Consider the following 2,278-nt stretch of genomic DNA (forward strand, 5'->3'; position numbering starts at 1 on the left):
AACGCGCCTACATCTACCTCGGCACCCTCACCCTCGCAACCCTCCTCATCTGGCTCCGCACATGATCCGAGAAACAGTGCCTAGCTCGGGCAGATTGCGGCCTCTATGTGGGCCAGTTGGGCGGCGAGGATCTCTTCGAACGCGGCGCGGCGATCCACCCCGAGGGGGCGGACGTCGCGGGCGAAGTGGGCCAGGGTCGGGAAGCGTTCGGGGTCGGCGCCCAGAACCGCCACGCGAAACAGCTCCATGCCCTGTTCGTGCTCTCCGGGGGTGACGGTGCTGACTCCAGCCTCGGAAGCGATCAGCGCGGCGATGAGGACCGCGATCCGGTGGTAGCGCGCCGGGATCTCCTCGTCGGGCAGTCCCGACGCGCGCAGGGCCTGCAGCACCTCTTCCATGACCAGCCGGGAACCGGTGCCGGATGAGGCGTAGCGTCCCCAGACCGCGGCGAGCTGGGGCTGCTGTCCGAAGGCCTCTCTCACGCGCAGGGCCAGGGACGTGATGCGCTGCTTCCAGTCGCCCTCGGGGCGGTAGCCGTCCATCGCGGCCAGGAGAATCCGGTCGGCGACCGCGCGCAGCAGTTCGGTCTTGCTGCGGAAGTGCCGGTAGAGGCTGGAGGAATCGGTCCCGAGGGCCGCGGCCAGCTTGCGCACGCTGAACGAATCCGCGTCGCTTGTGCGCAGCAGCTCCGCCGCCGCATCCAGGATCTCTTCGGTTGACCAACGCCTTCGGCCTGCCATCTTGTCTCCTCTCGCCGGATCTCAGCCTACCTATGCACTTGGTGTTGCACGCACCGCGTGCATAATGAGGACATGAGCTTGCCGGGCGGGCCGGCATGCCACTGATGCCCTGTCACCCGGGCCACGCGACCGATGCGGAGCTCACCCCGGGGAACACGAAAGGACGCACGACGTGAAGGACTCACTGGATTCCGCGGCGCTGAACGCCGCCATCGAAAACGTCCATCGCGCCGGGATGCCGGGCCTGTTCGCCGAGGTGCGAGACGGCGAACAGGTCTGGCGCGGCGCCGCAGGGGTCGCCGATGTTGTCACCGGCCGCCCCATCACCGCCGACATGAGGCACCGAGTCGGCAGCATCACCAAGACCTTCACCGCCGCCGCAGTTCTGCAGCAGGTCGAGAGCGGTCAGATCGGTCTCGACACACCGATCGGCCGGTACCTTCCGAAGCTGGTTCCCGGAGAACGAGGTGACGCGATCACGGTCCGGATGCTGATCAACCACACCAGCGGCCTCGCTGAGTACCTCCCGTACGCCTACCCCTCCCTCAAGGCGTTCCCCGCCCTCGCGGACACCGGGCCCCAGAGCCTGGACGACCACCGGCTCACGCGGTTCGACCCCGCTGAACTGATCGAGATGGGGGTCACCGCACCTGCCGTCGGCGCCCCGGGCGGTACGCCGGGGGTGTACTCCAACACCAACTACCTGCTCCTCGTCCAACTCCTGGAACAGGTGACCGGCGATACGGCCGAGCGATACATCACCCGGAACGTCATCGAGCGCGCCCGACTCCGGGACACCGAACTCCCCGCCGGACCGTACGTCAACGGGCCGCACTCGCAGCTCTACGAGGCGTGGTTCGGCATGATCGACCCGCCGCGCGACTACAGCGTCTACGACATGTCATGGGTGGGGCCGTCGGCCTCGCTGATATCAACCGTCGCGGAACTCAACGACTTCTACGGCATGCTGCTGGCCGGGGAGATCGTCAGCCCGTCGTCGCTGGCGCAGATGCAACGCACCGTCCCGGTCGTCTCCCAAGAGGGAAAGACGATCGACTACGGCCTCGGCCTGCACCCGCTGGAGGGCCCCGGTCAGGGCACCTTCTGGGGCCATGGCGGCACGGTCTGGGGTGGTGGAGCGCTGGCCATGACCCGTGCCGACGGCAAGCGGCAGATGGCAGTCGCGGTGAACCTGCAGAGGTGGAACAGGCTCGACTCCTCCGGCAAGCCGCAGCCCCACCCCATCGACGACGCGCTTGCGACTCTGTACCGCGTGGCGATGTACGGCTGACCGGGCCGGGGAGAGTGACGGCCCCCCGTCCGGACACCTTCTACCAGGTCCGGCCGCCGTACCGGGTTAGTTCCCGGATATCCGGGTCCGCTGTGCAGCGCCGCCTCTACCGTCCAGCCCCGGTTTCCCAACGGCCGGCGGCCGGACAGGCCAATGGCATTGACTTCCTCCCCCTCCTGAAGGAGGGGGACTCCTACGGCTCGCGCCGTTGGGGTTTCTGCTTCATCGCCGACTGCCCGCCCGGAGT

2 protein-coding genes are annotated in these 2,278 nt (G+C 68.0%); one reads left to right on the forward strand and one right to left on the reverse strand.

Going from position 1 to position 2,278, the window contains the following annotated elements:
- Nucleotides 1-80: 80 nt before the first annotated feature.
- Nucleotides 81-740 carry a TetR/AcrR family transcriptional regulator gene (locus GAS53_RS54705; RefSeq protein ID WP_151485278.1) on the reverse strand — a complete coding sequence of 220 codons (660 nt, stop codon included), beginning with the start codon at nucleotides 738-740 and terminating at the stop codon, nucleotides 81-83.
- Between the two features lie 172 nt (nucleotides 741-912).
- Between GAS53_RS54705 and GAS53_RS54710 the strand changes: the two genes are divergently transcribed.
- Entirely contained in the window at nucleotides 913-2,031 is a 1,119-nt protein-coding gene (locus GAS53_RS54710; RefSeq protein WP_151485279.1) for a serine hydrolase domain-containing protein, read from the forward strand.
- Nucleotides 2,032-2,278: the final 247 nt, after the last annotated feature.

Origin of the sequence: Streptomyces albicerus, from assembly GCF_008905045.1 — a bacterium.
Classification (GTDB): domain Bacteria; phylum Actinomycetota; class Actinomycetes; order Streptomycetales; family Streptomycetaceae; genus Streptomyces; species Streptomyces albicerus.